The 25,794-nt window shown below is 70.4% G+C and carries 22 protein-coding genes; 9 read left to right on the plus strand and 13 right to left on the minus strand.

Annotated elements, in window-relative coordinates; translation table 11 throughout:
* Positions 1 to 87: 87 nt before the first annotated feature.
* Both AC5JJ1_RS11240 and AC5JJ1_RS11245 read right to left on the minus strand, forming a co-directional pair.
* Positions 88 to 252 (minus strand): hypothetical protein, encoded by a 165-nt coding sequence (locus AC5JJ1_RS11240; protein ID WP_495785211.1) that lies wholly within the window; start codon positions 250 to 252, stop codon positions 88 to 90.
* 50 nt (positions 253 to 302) lie between these two features.
* Positions 303 to 1,322, minus strand: coding sequence for a hypothetical protein (locus tag AC5JJ1_RS11245; protein WP_495785212.1), 1,020 nt, complete (start codon positions 1,320 to 1,322; stop codon positions 303 to 305).
* A gap of 1,779 nt (positions 1,323 to 3,101) precedes the next feature.
* Here AC5JJ1_RS11245 and AC5JJ1_RS11250 point away from each other — a divergent pair.
* Genes AC5JJ1_RS11250 through AC5JJ1_RS11260 form a run of 3 tightly spaced genes read left to right on the plus strand, consistent with a single transcriptional unit; the run spans position 3,102 to position 5,399 of the window.
* On the plus strand, positions 3,102 to 3,848 hold the full coding sequence (locus AC5JJ1_RS11250; RefSeq protein ID WP_495785213.1) for a hypothetical protein: 747 nt from the start codon (positions 3,102 to 3,104) through the stop codon (positions 3,846 to 3,848).
* A 13-nt stretch (positions 3,849 to 3,861) separates the two neighbouring features.
* Positions 3,862 to 4,263, plus strand: coding sequence for a phage holin family protein (locus AC5JJ1_RS11255; RefSeq protein WP_495785214.1), 402 nt, complete (start codon positions 3,862 to 3,864; stop codon positions 4,261 to 4,263).
* On the plus strand, positions 4,260 to 5,399 hold the full coding sequence (locus AC5JJ1_RS11260) for a DUF3618 domain-containing protein (protein WP_495785215.1): 1,140 nt from the start codon (positions 4,260 to 4,262) through the stop codon (positions 5,397 to 5,399). The genes AC5JJ1_RS11255 and AC5JJ1_RS11260 overlap by 4 nt, the downstream gene beginning before the upstream one ends.
* Before the next feature lie 532 nt (positions 5,400 to 5,931).
* Here AC5JJ1_RS11260 and glgX read toward each other — a convergent pair.
* From glgX to AC5JJ1_RS11275, 3 genes are all read right to left on the minus strand, one after another.
* Positions 5,932 to 8,172: a glycogen debranching protein GlgX gene (gene glgX / locus AC5JJ1_RS11265; RefSeq protein ID WP_495785216.1), complete on the minus strand. Its 2,241-nt coding sequence runs from the start codon at positions 8,170 to 8,172 to the stop codon at positions 5,932 to 5,934.
* A gap of 324 nt (positions 8,173 to 8,496) precedes the next feature.
* Positions 8,497 to 9,147, minus strand: a complete 651-nt coding sequence (locus AC5JJ1_RS11270; RefSeq protein ID WP_495785217.1) for a DapH/DapD/GlmU-related protein — start codon at positions 9,145 to 9,147, stop codon at positions 8,497 to 8,499.
* A 475-nt stretch (positions 9,148 to 9,622) separates the two neighbouring features.
* The gene (locus AC5JJ1_RS11275) at positions 9,623 to 11,227 is read right to left on the minus strand and encodes a sensor histidine kinase (RefSeq protein WP_495785218.1); all 1,605 of its coding nucleotides are present in this window, start codon (positions 11,225 to 11,227) and stop codon (positions 9,623 to 9,625) included.
* A gap of 312 nt (positions 11,228 to 11,539) precedes the next feature.
* Between AC5JJ1_RS11275 and AC5JJ1_RS11280 the strand changes: the two genes are divergently transcribed.
* Positions 11,540 to 11,794 (plus strand): hypothetical protein, encoded by a 255-nt coding sequence (locus AC5JJ1_RS11280; RefSeq protein WP_495785219.1) that lies wholly within the window; start codon positions 11,540 to 11,542, stop codon positions 11,792 to 11,794.
* Positions 11,795 to 11,817: 23 nt separating this feature from the next.
* Here AC5JJ1_RS11280 and dinB read toward each other — a convergent pair whose 3' ends face one another.
* Together dinB and AC5JJ1_RS11290 are read right to left on the minus strand one after the other, a co-directional pair.
* Positions 11,818 to 12,930 carry a DNA polymerase IV gene (dinB, locus tag AC5JJ1_RS11285; RefSeq protein WP_495785345.1) on the minus strand — a complete coding sequence of 371 codons (1,113 nt, stop codon included), beginning with the start codon at positions 12,928 to 12,930 and terminating at the stop codon, positions 11,818 to 11,820.
* A 40-nt stretch (positions 12,931 to 12,970) separates the two neighbouring features.
* Complete coding sequence (locus tag AC5JJ1_RS11290; RefSeq protein WP_495785220.1) at positions 12,971 to 13,636, minus strand: SOS response-associated peptidase; 666 nt, start codon at positions 13,634 to 13,636, stop codon at positions 12,971 to 12,973.
* A 427-nt stretch (positions 13,637 to 14,063) separates the two neighbouring features.
* Here AC5JJ1_RS11290 and AC5JJ1_RS11295 point away from each other — a divergent pair, with 427 nt between their 5' ends.
* Both AC5JJ1_RS11295 and AC5JJ1_RS11300 read left to right on the plus strand, forming a co-directional pair.
* On the plus strand, positions 14,064 to 14,786 hold the full coding sequence (locus tag AC5JJ1_RS11295) for a Crp/Fnr family transcriptional regulator (RefSeq protein WP_495785221.1): 723 nt from the start codon (positions 14,064 to 14,066) through the stop codon (positions 14,784 to 14,786).
* A 361-nt stretch (positions 14,787 to 15,147) separates the two neighbouring features.
* Positions 15,148 to 15,882 (plus strand): CHRD domain-containing protein, encoded by a 735-nt coding sequence (locus AC5JJ1_RS11300; protein ID WP_495785222.1) that lies wholly within the window; start codon positions 15,148 to 15,150, stop codon positions 15,880 to 15,882.
* 473 nt (positions 15,883 to 16,355) lie between these two features.
* Here the strand turns inward: AC5JJ1_RS11300 and hisA are convergent, their stop codons facing one another.
* The 5 genes from hisA to hisB are packed head-to-tail and all read right to left on the minus strand — an operon-like array spanning position 16,356 to position 19,283.
* On the minus strand, positions 16,356 to 17,102 hold the full coding sequence (hisA, locus tag AC5JJ1_RS11305) for a 1-(5-phosphoribosyl)-5-[(5-phosphoribosylamino)methylideneamino]imidazole-4-carboxamide isomerase (RefSeq protein ID WP_495785223.1): 747 nt from the start codon (positions 17,100 to 17,102) through the stop codon (positions 16,356 to 16,358).
* A gap of 3 nt (positions 17,103 to 17,105) precedes the next feature.
* Entirely contained in the window at positions 17,106 to 17,672 is a 567-nt protein-coding gene (locus AC5JJ1_RS11310) for a GNAT family N-acetyltransferase (protein WP_495785224.1), read from the minus strand.
* Positions 17,669 to 18,322 (minus strand): imidazole glycerol phosphate synthase subunit HisH, encoded by a 654-nt coding sequence (gene hisH, locus AC5JJ1_RS11315; RefSeq protein WP_495785225.1) that lies wholly within the window; start codon positions 18,320 to 18,322, stop codon positions 17,669 to 17,671. The genes AC5JJ1_RS11310 and hisH overlap by 4 nt, the downstream gene beginning before the upstream one ends.
* Complete coding sequence (locus tag AC5JJ1_RS11320) at positions 18,319 to 18,681, minus strand: hypothetical protein (protein ID WP_495785226.1); 363 nt, start codon at positions 18,679 to 18,681, stop codon at positions 18,319 to 18,321. Before AC5JJ1_RS11320 ends, hisH begins: the two co-directional genes overlap by 4 nt.
* The gene (gene hisB, locus AC5JJ1_RS11325) at positions 18,681 to 19,283 is read right to left on the minus strand and encodes an imidazoleglycerol-phosphate dehydratase HisB (protein ID WP_495785227.1); all 603 of its coding nucleotides are present in this window, start codon (positions 19,281 to 19,283) and stop codon (positions 18,681 to 18,683) included. Before hisB ends, AC5JJ1_RS11320 begins: the two co-directional genes overlap by 1 nt.
* A gap of 124 nt (positions 19,284 to 19,407) precedes the next feature.
* On the opposite strand from hisB, the gene hslV reads away from it, so the two are divergent.
* The 3 genes from hslV (at position 19,408) to AC5JJ1_RS11340 (ending at position 23,151) form a co-directional block, all read left to right on the plus strand.
* Positions 19,408 to 19,983 (plus strand): ATP-dependent protease subunit HslV, encoded by a 576-nt coding sequence (gene hslV / locus AC5JJ1_RS11330; RefSeq protein WP_495785228.1) that lies wholly within the window; start codon positions 19,408 to 19,410, stop codon positions 19,981 to 19,983.
* A gap of 1 nt (position 19,984) precedes the next feature.
* The gene (hslU, locus tag AC5JJ1_RS11335) at positions 19,985 to 21,316 is read left to right on the plus strand and encodes an ATP-dependent protease ATPase subunit HslU (protein WP_495785229.1); all 1,332 of its coding nucleotides are present in this window, start codon (positions 19,985 to 19,987) and stop codon (positions 21,314 to 21,316) included.
* Positions 21,317 to 21,405: 89 nt separating this feature from the next.
* Entirely contained in the window at positions 21,406 to 23,151 is a 1,746-nt protein-coding gene (locus AC5JJ1_RS11340) for an ABC transporter transmembrane domain-containing protein (protein WP_495785230.1), read from the plus strand.
* 56 nt (positions 23,152 to 23,207) lie between these two features.
* On the opposite strand, the gene AC5JJ1_RS11345 is transcribed toward AC5JJ1_RS11340, so the two are convergent.
* Positions 23,208 to 25,742, minus strand: a complete 2,535-nt coding sequence (locus tag AC5JJ1_RS11345; protein ID WP_495785231.1) for a penicillin-binding protein 1A — start codon at positions 25,740 to 25,742, stop codon at positions 23,208 to 23,210.
* Positions 25,743 to 25,794 lie beyond the last annotated feature (52 nt).

Here is a 25,794-nt window from a genome sequence, read left to right on the forward strand (position 1 = left end):
CCGAACAGATTCGCCGATATCAGGCCCGTTGGGAATCCGACAGGCTGCTAGAGCATTTCCTGTGAGACCCTGTGAATCGGGCAGGCTCTAGCTCCCCACCATGCAGGCGAAGGCCTTCAGCGCTGCGTCGTTGGCCGCCTTCGGCGTGTCGGCGCGGCGCTCGATCAGCGGCTTCTTGTCCAGGCCGTTTACTATCGCCCATCGGGTCGGGTAGGGCAGGTCCAGCCCCACCGCACCGTTGCTGCAGTACACGGCAATCTCGTATCGAACGGGCGTCCACGCCGGACACAGGGATTGCATGGTCAGGCACCTCCACGGGCGGTTGGCGCTGAAGATCCGGCGAGGCCGCGGACGAGACCGAACGCCCTCACCATGTCGCCCGTGAACTCGGGGACCGCGGTCCAGCGCAGGTGGATGGCATCGAAGAAGTCGGCGGCATCCACCGACTGCGAGGAGTTGCCGTCCCAGAACTCGGCCCCGCTTCCGGCCAGGGCTTCGGTGATGGCGGCGTTGAGGCGCCCGAGATACTCGCCCCTGGGGTCGTAGAGCCTCCGCCATTCCGGGTGGAGCGGGGTGGACACCACCATGAAGCGGCGGCCCTCCTGCCGCGACGTCCTGGCGAGCTGCGACAAGGCCCTCAGGCAAGCCGGATCCGCCTCGGCGACCTTGCCGTAGAGCAGGGTTCCCCTGACGCCCTCGCCTCCGAGCGGGCCGCTGCCGTATTTGTCGAAGACCAGCGGATCGATCCTGTCCGCGCCGGAGCGCTTGTCGGCGATCGACAGGGCGTTGCGCGCCAGCGAGACCAGGGAGAAGTAACGGGTGTAGTACAGCCAGGGATTCGCCTGGCCGAAGACGTAGTCGTCCACGTCGCGGCGGTCGAAGAAGGCGGTCGAGGAGGCGGGGCAGCTGTCGAAGTCCTGCGGCGACGCGATGAGCAGCACGTCCCGAACCGTCCCAAAGTGACTGAGCAGCCAATCCGTGGCGTAGGTGGTCTGGTTGATGCTGCGGCCGCACATGCCGCCATTAAAGGGTACCGTCCCAGGCAGGGCGCGCTTCATGGTGTCGCCATCGAAATGGCGCCATGCGACCGATGATCCGACCACCAGCATGGTCGGGGCCTCGGGAGGCTCCTGCCGCATCGAGGCGAATTTCTCATCGATGCAAAGGGAGTTCGTGATGGCCGGGGGCGGCAGGTTGCCGGTGGCCGACAGGCCAAGCAGCGCGCCGTGATAGAGCGCGAACATGGCGACGAGCGAGCCGAGGAAGGCGACCAGGTAGGCCGACCACGTCGGAGCGACATCCGCCTTCGCCAGGGCGGTCATGGTCGCTTCGCCGTCACGCGGCGGTCTTGCTTGCTCACGCATTGCCCGGGCTCCCCGCATAAGCAGCGCCGGCAAGCGGAGTGGGTCCGGTGCTCCTGGCGGCTGCTCCTGCTTCGATGCGGTGCGGAGCCTCGCCGCCGTTGGCCGGAAGGGCGAGCATCCGGCAGGGGCGGCGTGAAGCGGGGGCGTTCGCGGAGACGGGCAGCAGGCACGAGCCGCCGAAGGGCAGCAGGGAAAGCGAGAGCACGGACATCAGGCCAAACTCCGTGCGGATCACCACATGCGGGCATGTGGCTGAACCGGGCAACGGGACGTGGAAGCGCGACCGCTCATCCCGCGAAACGCGGGACGCACGCGCCCTCGGCCGCGAGCGGCACTAGGGCGACAGGAAACCGGGATCTATGGCGGCGCGGATGTCATGGCTGCTGCAGGCTAGGTGAACAATTGCCCAACTCATAATCACAAGTCCGCAGGAGGCCGAGTCGGTTCACAGCCATGGTATCCTGCAACCGCCACTTGCCGCGTGCGGCGCGCTTGGAGTCAGCTTTCCTCGTGACGCACCTGCATTCCTCCATTCGCGGATGGTTCTCCTGCGCCCGCGGCGAGGTGTCGCGCGACTCGTGGTTGCTCTCGCCTTGATGCTGGATGCGATCGGCTTTTCGGTCATCGCCATTGCTCATAGTTCTGATCAGTGCTTTCTCTCGGGGCTCCACCGTTGGGCAGCCCCCTTTGAGGCTGAGTGAGCGAATTGCCTCCCCAGCTCTCCCTGCACCGGCGTCATTGCGTGGCCTGGGCCGCCGTCTTGCACAAGCCCTTGACCACGACCTACGCCGCCTCGAACCAACATCGACATGCGGGCTTGCTCGTTTGCCTGAATGCTTGGCTTAAATACCCTGGATAGTGATGGCATGGAGTTGCGGACAATGAGAAATTTTATCGCTGTGCCTATAATAGTGCTCGGCGTCTCCATAACCGTAATCGCCGCATTATTGGACTACATCGGCGGGCTCGTGATGGGGCTCGGCTGTATCGTCGCTGGCGACTCGCCCAACGATAAGTTTTGGCTGAAAAGGACGCATCAGGAAGACCGGCACTTCAACTCCTAGCCTGCGGCGCCGGCAGCGCCTTGCATGGCGATCGGCGGCGCTGTCGCTGGGGCTGGCGATGCCGGCAGCCCACGGTGCTCCACCGCCATCTTGCTGGAGCGCAGGCGCGACACCGATTGGCGGCCGCTCCCGTTGGTTGTCATGAAAGGAGGCCGCATCGTCTTCCTGGCGTCGCCAATTGCCGGGCCAACGGGGTGGGGGAACGAGCCCATGGCGGCAGGACGCGCGTTCGGGCGTAAGCAAGGATAACACGCGTGCCCTTTGAGGGCCGGCAGCATGGCGTCGCAGCGGTCCGCGACTGCATCTGTAGAGCGCTGCGCACGGCATAGGCGCCCTGCATATGCCTCTCCCTGCAAACCATTCTCATTTCGGCCGGACCAGATCACCCGCGGATCGCTTCCGTGCGGTCGGATTGAGGTCGGCGGCGTGATGGATGGCCGTGGCGGAGAAGCGACAGGGCGGATCGGTGGCGGCCTCGGTGGCCACCCGGCTGGCACGGCCATGCCTGTTCATTCCGGCGGAGGACATGCGGCGCGGCAACGCCCTTCTCAGATTTCCGTCGCCTGCGTTTTTTTTGGCTCACTGCGGAACATCCTTTCTCGCCCGTTGTTGTCTCCGGATTACCCAAGCCGCTGACGTTGGACCAAGAGGCTGCGATAACAGGGAGGCGTGGATGAGCGACACCGTAAGGTCAGAAGGACCCGGCCGAAACTCAGCGACGTCCGATGGGAATCCGTTGCGGCATGCGGCGGAGCAGGGCCAGGTCGCTGCTGCCGAGATCGGCTCGCAGGCGAGCGCCACGGCCAGCCAGATCCGTGACGTGGCCCGCGACGCGGCGTCCGACATCAAGGCGGAAGGCGCTGACGTAGCCGAGGCTGCGAAGGACCGTGCGCTCGGCTTTGCCGAAGAGCAGAAGCGAGTCGGCGCCGACCATGCGGAGGGCCTCGCACGCGCGGTCCATGGCGCTGCGGACGAGCTGGAAGGCACCTCGCCGCAAATCGCGCAGTACGTGCACGACGCTGCCGCCGCGATGGACGGCTTCGCCCGAACCTTGCGGGACAACAGCCCGGGTCAGCTCATGGGCTATGCGGAGGATCTCGCCCGGAACCGTCCGGTCGCCTTCTTCGGTGCCGCGGTCCTGGCCGGCTTCGCGCTGGCTCGTTTCGCCAAGAGCTCGGCCACCGACGCCCAACAGGCCCGGCTGGGACCCGAGCGGCAAGCTCCGGGGCGAACCGCGGCGAGCGGCCGGCCGACGATGTCGGGCGCGCCGGGCTGGGTCCCGCCGGCCCCTGGACGCTCGAGCGACGATGCGATCCAGCCCGCATGGCCTGCCACCACGGCTGCCGCATCTCTCGGCGGCGCTGCGGCTCGGCCCGCTGCGCCAGCGGGCAACCGCGACCCGCTTAACGAAACCGGCTAACGAGGGGCAGGCCATGCAAGACAATACCCGTTCCCCGGATCGCTCGATGCCGGAACTCTTCAGTAGTGTCATCGGCCAGATATCGACGCTGTTCCGGAAGGAAATTCAGCTGGCCCGGGCTGAGGTCGGCGAGAAGGTCGGTCATGCCGCCGGAGCCATCGCGCCGATTGCTGCAGGCGGCGGCCTGTTGCTCGGTGCATTGATCCTGCTGCTTTTCGCGTTCGCCTCCCTGCTAGTCTACTTCGACATCCCGATCGGCTGGGCGCAGCTGATCACCGGCGTGGTCGCGGCGCTTGGGGGATACATCCTGATCCGCAGCGGGATCTCCCGGCTGCAGGCATCCAGCCTCACCCCCAACCGCACGGCACAGCAACTGTCCAAGGATGCCCAAGCGGTAAAGGAGCAGGTGCAATGAGCAGCGCAACAGACCCGAACGGCCGCTCCAGCGCCGAGATCGAGCGCGAGGTCGAAGCCACGCGCTCCAACCTCACCAGCACCTTGGAGGAGCTGCGCGATCGCGCCTCGCCGGGCCAGCTGTTCGAGCAGGCCCTGGATTACGCCCGCACATCGGGCGGTGCGGAGCTGGTCCGCAATCTCGGCCGGTCGGTGCAGGACAACCCGCTGCCGCTTGTGCTGATCGGTGCGGGCATCGGCTGGCTCATGTTCACCGGCAACAACCGCGCCGCCGCGGCGCAGCCCGGTCCGGGCTACAGGGCCGACCATACGCCGCGTTCCAGCTCGCGCTTCCGGGTCTATGAAGGCGTGGAGCAGAACCAGGTCATGGGCGATTACGGCGACGCTCCCCTGTTCGAACGCGCATCCGATGCGAAGGATTCGATCGGTGAGCGGGCAAGGTCGGCCGCCGGCGGGGTGGGCGACAGCCTCGCCAGCGCCGCCGGCCAGGCCGCTGATCGTGCGAGCTCGACCTACAACAAGATCACGGGGGCGGCGGACCAGGTTGTCGACAGCATGCAGGGCGCCGCGACCACGGCCATGAACCGGGTGTCGGTAGCGGGACAGAACGCAAGGGACCAGATCGATGACTTAGGCACCAGCGCCCGGCAGGGCCTTGGCTGGCTGATGCGCGAGCAGCCCCTGGTTCTGGGTGCCATCGGCGTGGCGCTCGGGGCTGCGATCGGTTCGTTGATCCCCGCTACGCGGGCGGAAGATCGCCTGATGGGCGAGACCCGCGACGCGGCGGCAGGCCGTGCCCAGGCCGCTGTTCAGGAAGGCTACGAGAAGGCGAAGGAAGTCGCAGGCGACCGCCTGGAAGCCGTCACGGCTGCGGTGAGTGAGGCGGGCGGTCAAGCCAAGCAACAGGTGACCGGCAATGCCGGTGGGCAGGTGGGCATTACCTTGACCGAGGCCGCGCAGCAGGTCCGACACGCGGTACGGGAGGCAACCCACGACGTCGCGGAAGAGGCCCGCAATACCTTGGCCGCCGGCGAGGCCGGCAAATCCAATCCGACGGCAGACTCCGGCGAGCCGCGGCGAAGCGGGATGCCCGGCAGCGAGCCGATGTCCACGCCCTCCCGTTCCGGACCGGTCTGAGCTTTCGGCACAGGACTGGAATCGGCAGTATGTCGGCCGGGCTCACGCCCGGCCGAATGCCGTTTTTGAGGTTCTGACCGGCCGGTCGTTGGACCGCACATCCCAGTCACACGGTCGGCAGCGGACGCGTTGACCGTGTGACTGGGATGGCGGCGAGCACGAAGCAATCGACGGGGCTGGACGGCGGAGCCAAGTGGCCAGCTTCGGCCCAATCAATCCGGCGCGGGTCTGCGCGGCCGGCAGGGACGCGATCTGGATAGCCTAACGCGATCGATGGTTACGGATACTGCGAGGCCTGCGCCACTGCGGCTCCGCCACGGCCATGGTGCAACTCCGGCAGGCGGGGCGGCGGCTCGCAGCAGGCATCCGCTAGCGCCTGGCGCCCGGCCAGCCTGCGGTCGACCGCGCCGCCGTCGGCCAGACGCCGGGGCCAGCGCGGAGTGGCTAGCCAGGGCGGGAGGTCGTGCGGCTGGTCAGCCGCAGCCAGATACGACCAGTGGGCCACCCCGTGGCGGGCACCATGACGGAGCCGTCACCGCTCCGCCTCGGGAAGCGGTGGCGGCGCGGTGCCGGCCAGCAGCGCATTGCGTGCGGCGGCGAGGATGGCGCCGCCGCCCCGCTCGGGCCGCAACACCAGCAACAGCATCGAGCGGCCCGTGACGATGTAGGGATGGCCGAATTCGAATGGCTCCGGCTCCTCCAGCTCCGGCCGGTTCGTGTCGATGAGCAGAAGCCAGCGTTGGCCGGCAGGGGGTTCGGGCAGCGAGAATTCCACCGCCTCGTGGTACGCGTTCAGGACCAGGAGCAATGTCGCATCCGAGGCGGGGCGGCGGATGCCGGAGGCCTGGGCGCGCCCGTCGAGCAGCATGCCGAAGCAGCGGGTGTTCGGGTCGTCCCACTGCTCGCCTTCCATCTCCGTCCCATGTGGCGTCACCCAGGTGACATCCTTGACGCCCAGCTCCTCGTTGCTGGCGCCGGACAGGAAGCGGCTGCGGCGCAGCACCGGGAAAGCCTGCCGCAGGGCGACCAGCTTGCGGGTGAAGGCGGCGAGATCCCGGCCCTGGGCGTCGATGCCGGCCCAATCTATCCAGTTGAGCTCATTGTCCTGACAGTAGGTGTTGTTGTTGCCCTGCTGGGTGCGGCCGAATTCGTCGCCCGCGAGCACCATCGGCGTCCCCTGCGAGAGCAGCAGCGTCGCCATCATGTTCCGTTTTTGCCGCTCGCGCAGCGTCCTGATCTCGGGGTCGTCCGTCGGCCCCTCGGCGCCGTAGTTCCAGGACAGGTTATGCGAATGGCCATCGCGATTGTCCTCGCCATTGGCCATGTTGTGCTTGTCGTTATAGGAAACGAGGTCGTTCAGCGTGAACCCGTCATGGGCCGAGATGAAGTTCACGCTGGCCCACGGCTTGCGGCCGCGACGGTTGAATTTGTCGCCGGAGGCAGTGAGCCGCGCGGCGAGTTCCGCCGCCATGCCCTCATCGCCCTTCCAGTAGGCGCGAACGGTGTCGCGGAAGCGGTCGTTCCACTCCGCCCAGCCTGGCGGGAAGCCGCCGACCTGGTAGCCGCCCGGCCCGCAGTCCCAGGGCTCCGCAATCAGCTTCACGCGCGACAGCACCGGGTCCTGCCGGCAGGAGTCGAGGAAGCCGCCGCCCTCGTCGAAGCCATGCGGCTCGCGCCCGAGGATCGTCGCCAGGTCGAAGCGGAAGCCGTCGACGCGCATCTCGGTGGCCCAGTAGCGCAGGCTGTCCGTCACGAGCTGCAGCACGCGCGGATGCGAAAGGTTGACCGTGTTCCCGGTGCCGGTATCGTTGATGTAGTAGCGCTTCTGGTCCGGCAGCAGCCGGTAGTAGCTGGCGTTGTCGATACCCTTGAACGACAGGGTCGGCCCGCGCTCATTGCCTTCGGCGGTATGGTTGTAGACTACGTCGAGGATCACCTCGAGCCCCGCATCGTGGAGGCGCGCCACCATCTCCTTGAACTCGGAGAAGGCGAAGGCCGGGTTGCGGGCATAGCGCCGCGCCGGCGAGAAGAAGCTGATCGTGTTGTAGCCCCAGTAATTCGTCAGGCCCTTGTCCACCAGCGGGCCGTCGTTGACGAAGGTATGTATGGGCAACAACTCGACCGAGGTCACGCCGAGGCCGCGCAGGTAATCCACGACCTCGGGCGCGGCGAGGCCGGCATAGGTGCCGCGCATCTCCTCCGGCAGGTCGGAGCGGAGCTTGGTGAAGCCCCTCACATGGGTTTCGTAGAAGATGGTGCGGTCCCAGGGAACGCCCGGGCTGCGCTCCCGCCCCCAGCTGAAGGCCGGGTCGATGACGCGGCCCTTCGGCATCAGGCCGGCGCTGTCGCGCTTATCGAAGGTGAGGTCGTCCCCGGTCTCCAGCGTATAGCCGAAGATCTCCGGCCCCCATTGGAGCTCGCCGACAATGGTCCGGGCGTAGGGGTCGAGCAGCAACTTGTTGGGGTTGAAGCGATGCCCGGCCTCCGGTTCGTAGGGGCCGTGGACGCGGTAGCCGTAGATCGTGCCGGGCCGGGCATCGGGCAGGTAACCATGCCAGACCTCGTCCGTATATTCCGGCAGTTCCAGCCGCTCCAGCTCCGTTTCGCCTGCGTCGTCGAAGAGGCAAAGCTCCACCTTCGTGGCATGGGCGGAGAAGATGGCGAAGTTCACGCCGAGCCCGTCCCAGGTCGCCCCCAAGGGGAAAGGTGAGCCCTCCCTGACGCGGGATTTCCGCATGATTTGCGGCGCCGGAAGCTCCACCCGGGTATCCATGCCCTTATTCCCCTTGCACCTGAGCCGCAGCAGAACAGGGACACGGCGCTTTCGTTCCAGGCATTGGACCGTTTTCCCCCAAGTTCCGTCCGCGGAGCCTGGGACATCCTCGCTGCCCGGCGGAACGGCCGGGATGGCTTGCCGATGCGCTGGTCCCGGGCCCTGCGGGTCCGCTGCGGCCATGCTACTCTTCCTCTGGCGGCCGCTGCGGTCTGGCGGACGACGCCGCCGGGCCGGGCGCCGATGCTGCTCCTCGTGGCCTCTGGCGCTGATCCCGGCCGGGGAGGCGGTGCCCGCAGCCCCTGCTGATGGCAGCGGAGATGCCTATGGGGCCGCTTCCCACCGCGTGCAGAACGCCTCGACATCGGCGGACTGGAGATCGGCCAGGCGCTGCATGATCAGCTTGAACGGCCAGTCCCACCAGGCGATGCGGTCCAGCCGCTCGGCGATCGATGGCGGGAACCGGCTCCGGATGGGCCGCGCCGGCATGCCGCCGACGATGGTGCAGGGCGCCACATCCCGCGTGACCACGGCACCGGCCGCCAGCACCGCGCCGTTTCCCACGCTGACCCCCGGCAGCACCGTGACCCCGTGCCCGATCCAGACATCGTGGCCGACCCGCACCCGGTCGGCCCTGCGGTTCCGGAAGAACCCATGGTCGCGCTCCGCAGCCGCATCTTCACGGCCGCGGGTCTCGTGCCGGCAGCGAAGAACAGAACCTCTCCCCTGCGGATCGTCCGGTCCGCGATCAGCCGGCCGTCGCTCCACTAGACCGACCGGAAGCTGTCCGATGCATAGGCGATGGCGTGCTTCGGAATCGGGGCAGGGGCGCTGGAGGTGGTCGGCTGGTTGCCGGCCCAGCTGGTAGATCCCTGCCTCGAACCTTGTCGCCGTGTGTGGCCTTGCTTCGATCTCCGCGCCCCAGCTCTGCGCCACGGACATGCACTGGGCGCCGAAGCCGCGGAAGCCGATCAAGCTACCCACCCTGCCAATGCCATTCCGAGGACGAAGCCAGGCCGGCGAGGGGAGCATCGGCGGCGGCCTTGCAGGGCGGCGCATGGCGCATCACAGCCTGGGGGAAGGAATGGATGCATGCGCCGAGGGCTGCAGGATCGCAGGCCGCCGCAGGCATCCTTCGCGCTGGTTGCGGCGGTTGCCCTCCACCTCGACGTCACCGAGGCCTGGTGCAGGCATGCGGCTCGGCCGACGGCGCCCGTCCCGCTCGGTTCGGCAGGCCAGGCGAGGCGGGAGGGCACAGGCTTCGCAACCCGGGTCCCGCGGCGGAAGCCGGGCGGCGATGGCGGCCCCACCCGGCCTCGGCCTGATGGTCCCCGGTGACGCCCGGCGGCAGCCCCTCGCCACGTGGGGCCGCCAGGCGTGCACCCGGCGGGAGCCGCTGCGCCGTTAGGGGCTCAGCATCCAGCGCCGCGGGGCCGGGTGGGTTCGTGGTTCACGGCGATTGCGCCAGGCTGGCGCCCAGCGGGGCGCGCAGCACGTACTCGACGCCGCCGGGCGCGAAGCTCAGGGTGGCCTCACCCCCGATCTGGCGCGGCAGGCCCTGCTCCAGCAGCCGCGACCCGAAGCCCCTTCGGACTGGCACCTCGACGGCGCGCCCGCCGCTTTCCCGCCAGCGCAATTCCAGGGCGATGCCGCCATCCTGCGCGCCGCCGACCCTGCGCCAGGTGACGTCGACGCGGCCGCCCGGCGCGGACAGCGCCCCGTGCTTGGCCGCGTTGGTGGCGAGCTCGTGCAGGGCCATGTGCAGGGCGATGGCAGCCTCGGGCCGCAGCCGCACGTCGGGACCCTGCAGGGCAACGGCTGGGTCGGCGTCCCGGCCCGCATGCGGGGCCAGGGTGCGCCGGATCACCTCACCGAGGGAGGCGCCGCGCCAAGCCTCCCGCGTGAGCAGGTCATGCGCCTGGGCGAGTGCCAGGAGCCGCGCCTGGAACGCCGCCAGGAAATCGGTCGACCCTGTCGTGGTCCGCGCGGTCTGGCTCGCCACCGACTGGGCCGCGGCGAGGGCGTTCTTGACCCGGTGGTTCAGCTCGGCCAGCAGCAAGGCCTGGGCGGCTTCCGCCTCCTTCCGCGCGGTGATGTCGCGCGCCAGCCCGGCGGCCCAGCGAATCCGCCCCTCGGGATCGCGCACCGGGAAGCCGACGTCCCGCACCCAGCGCAAGGCGCCGTCCGCCGCCCGCAGGATGCGGTACTCGATGTCGCCGCGCTCGCCTCTGAGCGCCGTGCCCGGCAGGGCGGCGAGCACCCGGTCCCGGTCGTCCGGATGGATCATGTCCGCCCATCGCCCGAGGTCGGCCATCACCGCCTCCCGGCTCTCGCCCCACAGCTGCTCGAATGCGGGACTGATGTATTCGAGGTCGCCGGTCCGGGCGTCCACCATCCAGACCACGTCGGGCGTCATCTCGGCGAAGCAGCGGAAGCGCGCCTCGCTGGTGGACAAGGCAAGCTTGGCCTGCCAGGCATCGTCGATGTCGGTCGAGGTGCCGAACCAGTGCTCGGTGTCGTCCTCCCCGCCCCAGCGGAAGTCCCGCAGGGGCAGGGCATGGGTCACGAACCACCGCTCGGTGCCATCGCGGCCGAGCAGCCGGTGCTCGACCAGCAGCTCGCCGGAGACGACGGCGTCGCGCCATGCCTGCATGACCCGCTCGCGGTCCTCGGGGTGAATCGCCCGCTCCCAGCCAAGTCCGGCGGATGCCTCCTCCGACAGACCGGTGTGCTCGGTCCATCGGCGGTTGGCGAAGCGCCAGTCCCCACCCGGGCGGGAGCTCCAGACCAGGTGGGGAACGGTATCCGCGATGGCGCGGAGCAGGGCATTGGCAGCGGCCAGCTCGGCGGTGCGCGCCTCGACCTGCTCAAGGGCACGGCCGGCGCCGCCAAGCACGGCTCTGGCTTCCTTCAAGGCGGTCTCCAGAGCCTGCACCTTGGCTTCGGCCGCGCGGCGGGCCGCGGCCTGGGCGGCGGCTTCATGCCGCTGCTCGGCGAGCAGCGCTTCGGTCCCGGCCAGCCTGGACCGGAGCGCCTGCGCGTTCAGGTACCGCATGCTCCTGCCGGCTGCCGGATGCGTCTCGAGCGATTGGCCCGGTATCCCACCACGCAGCGTCGCCTCAGCCCCATCGCCCGCCGGGTCCCTGCCTTCGCCGTCCGGTTGTCCGGCGCCATGCCTCAAGCGGCCGTGCTCTGGCGGGGTGCCGCCGGGTTTGCTCATCGTGACGTCCGGCCCTGGCTGCAGCCCAAGCAGCGTCCCGCGCTCCCGCCTGGGTTGTGGGTTCGCTCGCCCCATTAAGGCATTTGTAGCCCAGCAAAGGGAAGGCAAGACCTTCCCGGAGTCCTCGAGGGCAACATGCAACCGACTGTGGGTGCCTTTCTGGTGCTTTGCAGCCTGTGTCATGAGCACCAACCGAGCGTCGGCGCGATCGGCGAGCGCTTCTTCGTACGGAAGCGTTCACAAGGGCGGGTCCCGCCCGACATGGGCTTGCAGCGCATGCGGCCGCATCACGATCCGCAGGTGCCGGGGGTGATCCAGGATGCTGCGATGCCAACCGGGCGGACCCGGCGCGACAGCCAGGATGACCGGACCCCCGATCCGCAGGACGAGGCCTGGCCGTGATGACCGGGAGCCCCCGCCGCGCGCTAGATCGACAGCCGCAGTTGCGGCTCCGCGTCCCTCGGCTGGTCGTTCAGCGTCGAGAGCGTGACGCCGAGGAGCCGCACGCCCTTCGGCACGGGAAAGAGCGGCTCCAGCAGCGCGAGGCTCACCCGCTCGAGCTCGTCCTGGCTTGCGATCGGCGCAGCCGCCGTCCGGCTGCGCGTGGCCTGGCTGAAATCGGCATACTTGACCTTGAGGGTCACCGTGCGCCCGCGGATCCCGGTGCCGTCGCAGCTGCGCCAGACCTTGTCGATGATCGGCTGCAGCGCCGCACGGGCCGCGCCCAGCGTCAACAAGTCGGTGGAGAAGGTGTTCTCGGCGCCGACCGACTTGCGGATCCGGTCGGGCCGGACCGGGCGGTCGTCGACGCCGCGGGCGACCCAGTAGTAGTAGGCGCCGGCCTTGCCGAAATGCTGCTGCAGAAAGGCCAGGGTCTGCGCCCGCAGGTCGAGGCCGGTGTGGATCCCGAGCCCGTTCATCCTGGCCGAGGTCGCCGGGCCGATGCCGTGGAACCGGCCGACCGGCAAGGCTTCGACGAAGGCGGGGCCCATGCGGGGCGTGATGACGAACAGGCCGTCGGGCTTGCGGTGATCGGAGGCCAGCTTGGCCAGGAACTTGTTGTAGGACACGCCGGCCGAGGCGGTCAGCCCGGTCTCCTCCCTGATCCTGGCGCGGATGCGCTGGGCGATCTCGGTGGCGATGGTGATGCCCTGCAGGTTCTCGGTGACGTCGAGATAGGCCTCGTCCAGCGAGAGCGGCTCGATCAGCGGCGTGAACTCGGCGAAGATGCCGCGGATCTGCGCCGAAACCGCCCGGTAGAGGTCGAAGCGCGGCGGCACGAAGACCAGCTCGGGGCATTTGCGCCGGGCCGTCACCGAGGGCATGGCCGATCGCACGCCGAATCTGCGGGCCTCGTAGCTCGCGGCGGCCACGACGCCCCGCTCCCGCGAGCCGCCGACGGCAACCGGCAGGCCGCGCAGCTCCGGGCGGTCCCGCTGCTCGACCGAGGCGTAGAAGGCGTCCATGTCGATATGGATGATCTTGCGCGGCCGCGCCGCCTCGGCAGCGGCGCCCCCGCAGACGGCGGCTCGGCCCAGGCCTTCCTGGTCGGTGTCGGCGTCGGACAAGGTCGCCCCTTCAGGTTGCGGCCGGCGCCCCGTCCTGCTTCTCGCCGCGGGCGACCACGATTAGGGAGCCGTCCGGCAGGGGCCGCTGCAGCTCGAGGGCCTCCCCGGCTGGCGCCGTCAGCCACTGCTCGACCTCCTCCGGCGTGGTCAGGATGACCGGCATGGCCTTGGGATGGACGGCGCCGACCTCGGCATTGGCCTCCGTGGTCAGGAAGGCGAAGAGGTCTGCGGTGACCTCGCCCTCCTTGACCTTGCGGACCGAGGTCCAGCGCGTCCAGATGCCGGCGAAGGCGGCGAGCGGCCGGTCCTCGCCGAGGGCGAACCACACCGGCGGGCGGCTGCCGTCCGGCATGGCCTGGTGCTCGGAGAAGCTGGTGAAGGGCACGACGCAGCGGCTCTCCGTGCCCAGCCAGCGGCGCCAGTGCGGCGACCCGGTGTTGCGGACATTCGTCACCCCGGGATCGGTCTTCCTGCCCTTGAGGGCAAAGGCCGGCGACGGCATGCCCCAGCGGGCCATGGCCAGCTCACGGCCATCGGGCTGGTTGCGCACGATCGGCGCGGCATAGTCCGGGAACACGCCGGGGAGCGGCGGCAGGTTGCCGGCCCGGTCGGTCACCGCGCGGGTGAACTCGCGGATCGCCTGTTGGCCCTTGGTGATGCTGTAGAGGTTGCACATGCTGTGGTCCTGCCGGGGCGGGTGCCCATGGTATCGGCCTGGCGGGAGCTCCGGCTACCGTCGGCCGGCATGAGTTCGAGGCCGTGGCAGCCCGCCGGACGATGCGGTGCCACCCGACGCCCGGGGATCGCCTTGGCGGCGAACCGCCGCCCCTCGACGGATCGGCCCGGCGTCGCCAAGGCCATGCGCCGCCGTCCTGCCCTGCCATGGCCTGCAACGGCGCGGGGTTGCTTCGCAAGGCCCGACAGGACCGCTGCGGCGGCGCCGGCCCAGGTCTTCCCGAGGGCCGGCCTGGCGGGCCGTATCGGCTTGTGTAGACGCTCGGGGTGCGAGGGCGCAGGGTAGCCGCAACCGCCCGCATCGCTGCGGGCGGACCCACGGGAAGAGAGGCGGCTGCCCCTGCCTGTCCCGCGAGGAGCTGTGCGTGATGTCCACTTCAGCAGCGGCGGCGGCGCCCAACCCGCGCAACCGTCTTCTCCAGGCCTTGCCGCCGAAGGAGTTGGCCCAGCTCTGGCCGCAGCTGGAGCAGGTCGAGCTGCACTTCCGGAATGGCCTGCAGGCTCCGGAACAGCCGATGCCGGCTGCCTACTTCGTCGAGAGCGGGATCGTCTCGATGATGGCAACCCTGGAGGATGGCGACGCCGCCGAAGTCGGCATGATCGGACCGGAGGGCCTGGTCGGGCTGCCGCTGCTGCTCGACGATGGCCGCGACGATCTGGAGGGCGTCGTCCAGGTCCCCGGCTCGGCCCTGCGGCTGCCAACCTCGGCATTCCGGGAGGCGTTGGACGGCTTGCCGTCGCTGCGGCGCCTGCTGAACCGGTATGCCCTGGTCCACCATGGGCAGGTGGCGCGCACGGCAGCGTGCAACGGGCGGCACCACACCGACCGTCGGCTCGCTCGCTGGCTCCTCATGGCGCATGACCGGGTCGAAGGCGACGCCTTCTCGATCACCCACGAGATGCTCGGCATGATGCTGGCGGTGCGCCGCGCCGGCGTCACCGTGGCCGCCGGCGCGCTCCAGAAGGCGCGCCTGATCCGCTATGCCAGCGGGCGCATCGCCATCACCGACCGGCCCGGCCTCGAGGCCGCATCCTGCGAGTGCTACAGCGTCCAGCGCCGCGCCCAGGAGCGGCTGTTCGGCCACCCATGATGACGCCGGCCCCGATGACGGGTCAGGCAGGTTTCCGGATGAGTTCGCCGTCCTGGGCCTTCCACCGGCAGCGCCCAGTGAGTCCTTCCAGGCGCTCTTGGCTATGCTGCATCGCTCGGCGGACCGCCGCTGTCGTGGGGTTCCCTGGGCGATGAGCACTGTGAACAAACCCCATCGCCGATGCAGATGAGTTTCTATCACAAGTAATATTCAGCAAGGCGTACTTATTGCGCATGGCTGCTGAGTGCGCCCCCAGGTCGTAAGGCAATCTCCTGACGCTTTTTATTTTGCGTGCTGTTCCGCATCCGGCCTGGTTCCTGCCTGGTAGGGCAGTTGGGTCCATACGGCCCAGGAGGAAGACATGGCACACGATACCTACGTCCAGGACGGCAAGCTGCTCTACTCGACCGACCTGACGGCGCTGAACAACTCGGGCGTCGACGGCCGGGCTGTCCTGCTGATCGACCAGGATGCCCGCACCCTGACCGTCGACATCCAGGCCAGCGGCCTGGAGCCGGGCCCGATGCACATCCAGCACATCCACGGCTTCGCCGACGACACCGATGCCAGGTCGCCCACCATCGCCCAGGACAGCGACGGGGACGGCTTCGTGGAACTGGCCGAGGGCCTCGCCACCTACGGTCCGATCCAGCTCAACCTCACGCTGAACCCCGAGAACTCCGCCCACGACCATGGCATGGATGGCCACGACCACACCGACGAGGCGATGTTCCCGACGGTCGGCGCCGACGGCATGCTCAGCTACCACGAGGTCTTCACCTTCGCGGCCGACGACCCGAACGCGAGTGCGATCTTCGACGGCATCACGCCGCTCGAGGCCAAGGAGATCGTCATCCATGGCCTCACCACCAACGCCAACCAGGGCGCGGGGACGCCCGGCGAGGTCGACGGGACGGACGGCTACAAGCTGGTCCTGCCCGTTGCCTCCGGCGAGCTGAACGGCGTGGCCCCGGCGGCCGATGTGCTCGCGGCCGTGAGCGACCTCGGGCTCAACCCGAACGACGTGGTCGACTGGAATGCCATCGCTGCCCACGTCACCGAGAACTTCGAGGCGACCGGGCACTGGTACCTCTGACCCGAGGGGCAAGCCGGGGCGGCCTTCGTTCGCCTTGGCTCGCGGAGGCCGCTGCAGCCCGGTGTTCGGCCGGGCGAACTCCCATCGGGTGATTGCACCTCCAGGGAGTTTACCTCAGCCGCCTGACCCTGGCGGGCCGCGCGAGCGGCCCGCCCGGTGGGAGGTGTGGTCCATCAATGCCTGCGAGGCGCATTGCAGGCCTGGATGGACCCCAGCTCTCGCTGCCGCCGGCGCGGGAGACGGGACGGACGCGCGCTTCGGCCTCCCTCATGACCGGGGAGCGAAGGATCGTCATGTCCGATGCGAAGGGCCCTCAGCGGACGCGGCCCCCTCCGGATGGGGGCCGTGGCGATCCGGGCGCCGGTGGCCGCCACTGCCGTTGGCCTGGCCATCATGACCATCCTCGGCAGGCAGGAGCCGCGGCGCGACCACGTCACCGGCCTGATGGCGCACCGGGCCGATAGCGGCCGGCGCTACCCCCTGGCCGGGTCGGAGACCAGCGCCAGCGCCTTGGCCGCATCGATCCGCCCGTCATAGAGGGCACGGCCGATGATGACGCCCTCGATCCCTTCGGCGGCAACCGCCGTCAGCGCGGCGAGGTCGTTCAGCGAGGCGACGCCGCCGGAGGCGATGACCGGGACGCGCACGGCCCGCGCCAGGGCGAGCGTCGCCTCCAGGTTCACGCCGCCGAGCATCCCGTCGCGGTCGATGTCGGTGTAGATGATGGCCGCCGCCCCGGCATCCTCGAAGCGCAGCGCGAGTTCCTGCGCCGGCATGGTGCTGATGTCGGCCCAGCCTTCGGTCGCCACCATGCCGCCGCGGGCATCGATGCCGACGGCGATCTGGCCCGGCCAGGCGCGGCAGGCGGCGAGGGCGAAATGCGGATCCTTCAGCGCCGCGGAGCCGAGGATGATGCGCTTCACCCCCTGGTCCAGCCAGGCCTCGACCGAGTTCATGCTGCGGATTCCGCCGCCGAGCTGCACCGGCAGGCCGGGGCTGGCAGCGAGGATGGATTGCACCGCCGCGGCATTGGCCGGGCGGCCGGCGAAGGCGCCGTCGAGGTCGACCACATGCAGCCAGCGGAAGCCGGCGGCGGCAAAGAGCCTGGCCTGGGCGGCCGGGTCGGCGGAATAGACCGTCGCCTCGCGCATGTCGCCGCGCTTCAGCCGCACCACCTGGCCGGCCTTGAGGTCGATCGCGGGGTAGAGGGTGAGGCCCATCGGTTATGGCACCATGTGTTCCGTGCGGCGGCCGCGGCCGGGCTCCAGCAGCTTGTAGTAGTATTGCCCTGCGACCGTCTGGCCCCGCACCCTGGCATAGACCGGGTGGCTACCCCAAAGCACGTAGCCGAGCGCCTGGAACAGGGCGATCGCGGTCTGCTGCGTTTCCCGCACGTCGAGGTTGAGGACGCGGTGGCCGAGTGCCGCGGCGCGTTCCTCGACCTTCTGGATCAGCAGGCGCGCCAGGCCATGGCCGCGGCCATAGGGGGCGATATAGGCGTGGGTGAGATGGGCGGAGAAGGCCTGCGCCTCGTTGTTGCGGTGCGGGCGGACGAGCTGGGCGCTGCCGACCACCATGCCGTCGAGGCGCGCCACGAAAAGCTCCCGCTCCGGCACCAGGAGGACGCCGCGGAAATGGCGCTCCAGCGCGGCGCGGCCCTGCGGCTCCACCCAGCCGAAGCCGCCGCCCTCGATGATGGCGGCGTCCGTCGCCTCGCAGAGCTCGGCGATGTCGTGGTCGTCCAGCTCGGTGACGCGGTCGACCCGGAGCTCGGCGATCGTCCCGCTCATGGCTCCCACCGGAGGAAGTTGGCGAGGATGCGGAGGCCGACGGCCGCGCTCTTCTCCACATGGAATTGCGTGCCGGCGACATTGCCGCGGGCGACGATGGCGACGACCGGGCCGCCATAGTCGGTGGTGGCGGCGACCTCGTCCTCCCCGGCGCCGCGCAGGGCGTAGGAATGGACGAAATAGGCATGCTCGCCGGGGCGGATGCCGTCCAGCAGGGGGTGCCCGCCGGGGGTGAAGGCGAGGGTGTTCCAGCCCATCTGCGGCAGCGGGAGGGGGGCGCCGTCGGCACCCTTGGGGTCCATCGGCGCCATCTCGCCGGCGATCCAGCCGAGACCGGGGGTCGTGCCGTGCTCGAGGCCGCGCTCGACCATGATCTGCATGCCGACGCAGATGCCGAGCAGGGGCACGCCCCGGCCGCGGACGCGCTCCTCCAGCACCTCCACCATGCCGGGGAGGGATTGCAGGCCGCGCATGCAGGCGGCGAAGGCGCCCTGGCCGGGGAGGATGAGGCGGTCGGCCGCCGCGGCCTCGGCGGCGTCGCGGGTGATTGCGGCTTCCACCGTCTCGCCCGCCATCTCCGCCGCGCGGTCGAGGGCGCGGAGCACGGAGGCGAGGTTGCCCGAGCCCGGGTCGATGACGGCGACCCTCATGCCCGGGCGTCCAGTGCGCGCAGCAGGGCGAGGTCGGCATCGCGCTCGGCCACGACGCCCGCCTGGCGCCAGCCGCGGCGGCCGAGCGCCGCGCGGCGCAGGTCCTCCGCATGGAAGCCGAGCAGCAGGTGCAGGGCGAGGCCGAGCGGCGAGAGCATCCAGGCCGGGGCGAGGGCGAGCAGAAGGGCCATCGTGGCCAGGTAGATCACCGATTCCAGCCAGAGTCGGTACGCCAGCAGCCAGGGCAAGCCGAGGAGGAAGGCGAGCCAGGCGAAGCGCTCCGGCACCAGGGCGGGCAGCCGGGCCTCCAGCGTCGCGGGGCGACCTTCCGGAAGGGCATGGACGGTCCACACGCGCATCAGGCCTCCAGGACCCCCTTGGTGGAGGGGATGGCGTCCGGCGAGCGCGGGTCGGTCTCCACGGCCATCCGCAGCGACCGGGCCAGCGCCTTGAAGCAGGCCTCGGCGACATGGTGCGCGTTGGTACCGGCCTTCAAGGTGACATGCAGGGTGATGCCGGCGTTAAAGGCGAGAGCGCGGAAGAACTCCTCGAACAATTCCGTGTCCATCTCCCCGATCTTGTCGCGGGCGAAGGGCACGCTCCAGGCGAGGAAGGGCCGGCCGGAGATGTCGACCGCGGCCTCGGCCAGGGCCTCGTCCATCGGCAGCAGGGCCTGGCCGTAGCGGCGGATGCCACGCTTGTCGCCCAAGGCCTGGCGGAGCGCCTGGCCGATGACGATGCCGACATCCTCCGTCGTGTGGTGGAAGTCGACATGCAGGTCGCCCTTGGCCTCCACCTCGAGGTCGAACAGCGCATGCCGGCCGAGAGCCGTCAGCATGTGGTCGAGGAAGCCGATGCCGGTCGCGGCGCGGACCTGGCCGGTGCCGTCCAGCGCGAGGCGGACAGTGATGGCGGTCTCGGCCGTGCTGCGGGTGATGACGGCGGTGCGAGGAGCAGACATGGACGCGGGCATAGCGGATGCGGGCCCGGGGGGAAATGGGGAGGTTGTGGCGGAGGAAGGTTCTACCCCCGCCAACCGGCGGGGGTAGTTGCCCCGGGCGCGGCAAAGGGCCACATCGGCGGCTATGTCGAATCATTCCCCCCATGCCGCGCCCGACCTCGTCGGCTGGCACGGCACCACCATCCTCTCGGTCCGCAAGGGCGGCCTTGTCGCCATGGCGGGCGACGGGCAGGTCTCGCTCGGGCAGACCGTCGTCAAGGGCAATGCGCGGAAGGTCCGCCGGATCGCCAGCGGGCGGGTGCTCGCCGGTTTCGCCGGCGCCACGGCCGATGCCTTCACCCTGCTCGAGCGGCTGGAGGCGAAGCTGGAGCGCTTCCCCGACCAGCTGGAGCGCGCCTGCGTCGAGCTTGCCAAGGACTGGCGGAGCGACCGCTACCTGCGCCGGCTGGAGGCCTTGCTGTCCGTCGCGGATGCCAAGCGCAGCCTGCTGCTGACCGGCCAGGGCGACGTGCTGGAGCCGGAGGATGCCGTGATCGGCATCGGCTCGGGCGGCAATTTCGCCCTCGCCGCGGCCCGCGCCCTGCTGCCGGTCGAGGGGCTCTCGGCCGAGGACATCGTCCGCCGCGCGATGACGATCGCGGGCGACATCTGCGTCTACACCAACGGCAACATCGTCGTCGAAACCCTGGAAGCGGCCTGAGATGAGCACGGAAACCGTCAACCTCTCGCCGCGCGAGATCGTCTCAGAGCTCGATCGCTACATCATCGGGCAGAATGATGCGAAACGCGCGGTCGCCATCGCGCTGCGCAACCGCTGGCGGCGGCAGCAGCTGCCCGATGCCATGCGGGAAGAGGTGGTGCCGAAGAACATCCTGATGATCGGGCCCACCGGCTGCGGCAAGACGGAGATCGCGCGGCGGCTGGCCAGGCTCGCCAACGCGCCCTTCCTCAAGGTCGAGGCGACCAAGTTCACCGAGGTCGGCTATGTCGGCCGCGACGTGGACAGCATCATCCGCGACCTCATCGAGGTCTCCATCACCCAGACGCGGGAGCAGTCCCGCCGCGGCGTGCAGGCCAAGGCCGAGCTGGGCGCCGAGGAGCGGCTGGTGACGGCCCTCGTCGGTGAGGGCGCCTCGGGCGAGACGCGGATGAAGTTCCGCCGCATGCTGCGCGAGGGCCAGCTCGAGACCCGCGAGGTGGAGGTTCAGGTCGCCGACCAGGGCAACGGCATGCCGATCGGCATGATCGACCTGCCGGGCGCCCAGGGCATCCAGATGCAGAACATGCAGGAGATGCTCGGCAAGATGTTCGGCGGCAGGACCAAGCCGCGGAAGATGACGGTGGCCGAGGCGCGCGCCGCGCTCATCAAGGACGAGGCGGACAAGCTCGTCGACCAGGAGGCGCTGACGCGGGAGGCCATCGCCAATGCCGAGAACAACGGCATCGTCTTCCTCGACGAGATCGACAAGGTGGCGCGCAGCAGCGGCGAGGGCGGCGTGCGCGGCGGCGGCGACGTCTCGCGCGAGGGCGTGCAGCGCGACCTGCTGCCGCTGATCGAGGGCACCACCGTGACCACCAAGCACGGGCCGGTGAAGACGGACCACATCCTCTTCATCGCCTCGGGCGCCTTCCACCTGTCCAAGCCCTCCGACCTGTTGCCGGAGCTGCAGGGGCGGCTGCCGATCCGCGTCGAGCTCGGCGCGCTGACGCGGGACGACATGCGGCGCATCCTGACGGAGCCGGAGCATTCGCTCATCAAGCAGTACACGGCGCTGCTCGGGACGGAGGGCGTGGCGCTCGACATCACCGCGGATGCGGTGGAGGCGATCGCCGACCTCGCCACCGACATCAATGCCAAGGTCGAGAACATCGGCGCGCGGCGCCTGGCGACGGTGATGGAGCGGCTGCTGGAGGAGATCTCCTTCAGTGCCAGCGACCGGCCCGGGGAGCAGGTGCCGGTGGATGCGGCCTATGTGCGGGACAAGGTGGCCCCGCTCGCGGGCAGCGCCGACCTCAGCCGCTACATCCTTTGATCCCTCCCCACGACGGGACCCTGCGCTGCGGGCCTCGGTCCTGCCTTTCAAGGCAGGGCCGGGGAGGGGCATCCGGGGACGGCCTGTAGATGGCGGCCACGCGTGCCAGCCTCGCCTCGCTCGGCTTGCTGCTGCCCTATCTGCGGCCCTATTGGGGGCGGGTGGCGCTGGCCGGGCTGGCGCTGGTCGCGGCGGCGGGGCTGACGCTCGGGCTGGGGCAGGGGCTGCGGCACCTCGTCGACGAGGGGTTCTCGGCCGGCAGCGGCGCGGCGCTCGACCGGACGGCGCTGGTGCTGTTCGGCCTGGTCGCGGCGCTGGCGACGGCGACCTGCGGACGGTTCTTCCTCATGTCCTGGCTCGGGGAGCGGGTGGCGGCCGATCTGCGGCGCCGCGTCTTCGAGCACCTGCTGACGCTCTCGCCAGCCTATTACGAGCGGGCGCGGACGGGCGACATCCTGTCGCGGCTCACCGCCGATATCGCGCTGCTGCAGTCGCTGACGGGCTCCGCCATCTCGCAAGGCATCCGCAACATCCTCACCGGCGCGGGCGCCTTCGCCATGCTGCTGGTGACGAGCCCGAAGCTGGCCGGGATCATCGCCGTCGTCGTGCCGATGGTGGTGCTGCCGATGATCGGCTTCGGGCGGCGGGAGCGGCGGCTTTCCCGGACTGCCCAGGAGCGTGTCGCCGATCTCGGCCACACGGCGGAGGAGGTGCTGAACGGGCTGCGGGCCGTGCAGGCCTTCACCCACGAGCCAGTCGACCGGGCGCGCTATGCGGTGCAGGTGGAGGACTCGGTCGGCGCGGCGCTGCGGCGGATCGGGACGCGGGCGCTGCTGATTCTGGTCGTCATCCTGCTCGGCTTCGGCGCCGTCACCTTCGCGCTCTGGGTCGGCGGGCAGGACGTGATCGCCGGGCGGATGACCGGGGGCGAGCTCTCGGCCTTCGTGCTTTATGCGGTGATGCTGGCGACCTCCGGGGCGAGCCTCAGCGAGGTCTGGGGCGAGGTGCAGCGCGCAGCCGGTGCGGCGGAACGGCTGCTGGAGGTGCTGGCGGAACGGCCCGCCGTCACCGCGCCGGCGGCGCCTCTGCTGCTGCCGCCGCCGCGCGGACGGATCGCCTTCGAGGAGGTCGTGTTCCGCTATCCGACGCGACAGGACCGGGCGGCGCTCGACCGTTTCTCGCTCCAGGTGGAGCCGGGGGAGACGGTGGCGCTGGTCGGGCCCTCGGGGGCGGGCAAGACCACCGTCCTGCAGCTGCTGCTGCGCTTCTACGACCCGCAATCGGGGCGCATCCGGCTGGAGGGCGCCGACATCGCGCGGCTCGACCCGGCGGCGCTGCGCGGGCGGCTCGGGCTGGTGCCGCAGGACCCGGTGATCTTCAGCACGACGGCGCGGGAGAATATCCGCTTCGGGCGCCCGGACGCCTCGGATGCGGAGATCGAGGCGGCGATGCGGGCGGCGGCCGCGGACTTCCTCGAGGCGCTGCCGGAGGGGCTGGACACGCATCTCGGCACCCGGGGGGTGACGCTGTCCGGCGGGCAACGGCAGCGCGTCGCCATCGCCCGCGCCATCCTGCGCGACCCCTCGGTGCTGCTGCTGGACGAGGCGACGAGCGCGCTGGATGCGGAGTCCGAGCGCGCGGTGCAGCAGGCGCTGGAGCGGCTGGCGCGGGGGCGGACGACGCTGGTCGTCGCGCACCGGCTGGCGACGGTGCGGCAGGCGGACCGGATCGTGGTGCTGGAGGGCGGGCGGATCGTCGCCAGCGGCACGCATGCGGCTCTGGTGCAGGAAGGCGGCCTCTACGGGCGCCTGGCGACGCTGCAGTTCGGAGCGTGAGCAGGCGGCGCTGAGCTTGAAGCGGCCTCCGTGAGCCGAGGCGAACGGGGGCCGTTCTAGTACAGCCCCCCCAGGCCCCGGTCCAGGCCGACGGCGGTGCCCCGTGCTGGATCCTCCTCCGGCGGCCGGGCGGCATTCTCGGTGCCCGGCCGGAAGGCCTCGGTGATCGACCCGCCATCCGCCTGCACCCGCACCAGCGCCACGCCCGGCGGCGTGCGGAAGGGCACGGCCGGGCTGCCGCGCAGCGCCGCCTCCAGCACGTCATGGAAGATCGGCGCCGCATTGCCGCCGCCGGTCTCGCCGTTGCCGAGCGTCCGCGGCTCATCGAACCCCATCCAGACGGCGACCACGATGTCCGGCGTGAAGCCGACGAACCAGTTGTCGACATAGTCGTTGGTCGTACCGGTCTTTCCGGCGATCGGCCGGTTCAGGCCCTTGCCCGCCGCCGTGCCCGTGCCGCGCTGCACCACGCCGGTCAGCAGGTTGACCATCTGGTAGGCCGCGATCGGGTCGGTGATCTGGCGGCGGTTGTCGGCCAGCTCCGGCGGTCCCGCCTGCGGGCCCGAGGCCGTGCAACCCGCGCAAGCGCGGGTGTCGCTGCGCCAGATCACCCGCCCGCGCTGGTCCTGCACGCTGTCGATCAGCGTCGGCGTCACCTCGCGCCCGCCATTGGCGAAGGCGGCGTAGCCGGCGGCCATGCGCAGCACCGTCGTCTCGCCCGAGCCGAGCGACATCGCCAGGTAGCGCGGCATGTTGGGGATGACGCCGAAGCGCGCCGCCGTCTCCGCCACCTTGTCCATGCCGACCTCCTGCGCCACCCGGATGGTGACGAGGTTCAGCGACTTCTCGAGCGCGGTGCGGATGGAGACATAGCCGTTGCTCACCGTGTCGCCGTAATTGCCCGGCCGCCAGATGCCCTGCGGCGTGTTGATCTCGATCGGCGCGTCGAGGAAGCGCTGCGTCGGCGGGATGCCCGCCTCCAGCGCCGGCAGGTAGACGAAGGGCTTGAAGGAGGAGCCGGGCTGCCGCTGCGCCTGGGTGGCGCGGTTGAACTGGCTCTTCTCAAAGGACCAGCCGCCGGCCATGGCCAGCACGCGCCCGGTCGCCGGGTCGAGGGCGACGATGGCGCCCTCCACCTGCGGGATCTGCCGCAGCGAGAGCCGCTCCGGCCGCGCCGGGACGCGGCCCTGCGCGACCTGCGCCGGCTGCAGCTCGACCAGGACGACATCGCCCGGCGCCAGCACCTCCTGCATCCGCCGCGGCGCAGGGCCGAGCCGCCCCTCGCCGAGCGCCCGCCGCGCCCAGGCCGCCTCCTCGAGCGGCAGGGCGGCGGTGCGCGGCTGCGCCGGCCCGCGCGGGTCGGGCCGCTCGATCCAGCCGAGCTTCGCCTCGCGGTCCCGGACCTCGAGCGCCACGGCGAGCTTCCATTCCGGCATGGCGCCGCCCGGCCGCTGGGTGGCCTCCAGCGCCGGCAGCCATTCCGTGGCATTGGCCGAGATCCTGGCCACCGGCCCGCGGAAGCCGCCGCGCCGCCGGTCATAGCCGAGCAGCCCGGTGCGGAGCGCGCCCTCGGTCGCCGCCTGCAAGGCGGGGTCGAGGCTGGTGCGGACGACGAGGCCGCCCGTCGTCGTCTGCTCCGGCCCGAAGCGCGTCGAGAGCTCGCGCCGCACGTCCTCGGTGAAGTATTGCCCGACCGGCAGCACCTCCGGCCGCCGCATCGGGCGGGGGACGATGGGCTCGGCCTTGGCCGCCGCTGCCTCGGCGGGGCTGATGGCATGGTCCTCGGCCATGCGGTCCAGCACCCAGTCGCGGCGGGCGCGAGCGGCCTCGGGGAAGCGCATGGGGTTGTAGTTGTTCGGCGCCTTCGGCAGCACGGCGAGGAAGGCGGTCTCGCCCAGCGTCAGCTCGTCCAGCCCCTTGTTGAAATAGGCCTGCGCCGCCGCCGCCACGCCATAGGCCTGGTAGCCGAGGAAGATCTCGTTCAGGTAGAGCTCGAGGATGCGGTCCTTCGGCAGCGTCTCCTCGATGCGGATGGCGAGGATCGCCTCGCGCAGCTTGCGCGTCAGCGTCCGGTCGGCGCCGACCAGCATGTTCTTCGCCACCTGCTGGGTGATGGTCGAGGCGCCGCCGAGCCGCCGCCCGCTGCCGTAATTCTCGACCGCCGTCAGCACCGAGCGCAGGATGCCGATGGGGTCGACGCCATGGTGCTCCCAGAAGCGCTGGTCCTCCGCGCTGACGAAGGCGGCCTGGAGCTTGCGCGGGATCGCCTCGATGGGGATGAAGACGCGGCGTTCGGTGGCGAGCTCGGCCAGTAGCCGGCTGTCGGCGGCATAGATGCGCGACATCTGCGGCGGCTGGTAGTCGGCCAGCCAGCGGTAGTCCGGCAGGTCGGCGGCCACCTGGCGGTAGAGCCCGTAGCCCGCCACCGCCCCGCCCGCGAGACCTATGGCCAGCAGCATCAGCAGCCCGCCGAAGACGCCGCGGAAGGGCGTCCGCCGCCGGCGCTTCGCCTTGGGCGGCGGGTCGCGCGGCGGCGGGGGCGGCGGCGCGATGTCAAGGGTCGGCTCGGGGCGGTAATCAGGCGGCGACATGGCGGTCCCAATACAGCGTCGCGGAGCGGGCGGCCACGCAACCAGGCGAGAT

It is taken from the genome of Belnapia sp. (assembly GCF_059504005.1).